2 pseudogenes are annotated in these 533 nt (G+C 50.7%); both read left to right on the top strand.

Annotated elements, in window-relative coordinates:
- Positions 1–150: pseudogene (locus ASC50_RS06720) on the top strand (polyprenol monophosphomannose synthase); the annotation flags it as partial.
- A 29-nt stretch (positions 151–179) separates the two neighbouring features.
- Positions 180–533: pseudogene (locus ASC50_RS03755) on the top strand (dihydroorotase); the annotation flags it as partial.

Here is a 533-nt window from a genome sequence, read left to right as displayed (position 1 = left end):
TTGAAAGAAGTGCCAATCATCTTCGTCAATCGCATGGAAGGCGTATCCAAAATGAGCGGCGGCATCTTCGGAGAAGCCTTTCTGGGTGTCATCCAACTAAAATTGCACAGCATCTTCCACAAATACCCCCAAGCGTCATTGCGGGCTTGACCCGCAATCCCCCGCACAAATTAACAAGTATGATACACATCCAAAATGCTACAATCATCAACGAAGGCAAAACCGGCAAAGCTTCGGTGTGGATTGAGGAGGAACGCATTGTGCGGGTACAGGGTCAAGGGTGCAAGGTAAAAGACTCTCCACCCTCTACCTCGCACCCTGCACCTTACACCCAAATAAATGCCGAAGGGCTGCTGCTATTGCCTGGCGTGATTGACGACCAGGTGCATTTTCGCGAACCGGGATTGACACACAAGGGCGATATTCACAGCGAATCCCGCGCAGCTGTTGCCGGTGGCATCACTTCCTACATGGATATGCCGAATACGGTGCCACAAACCACTACGGTTGAGGCACTTAACGACAAATTCAAT

The sequence above is a fragment of the Candidatus Symbiothrix dinenymphae genome, from assembly GCF_001431085.1.
Note: the sequence above shows the minus strand (reverse complement) of the source record. Positions and strands in the feature narration are given on the sequence as shown.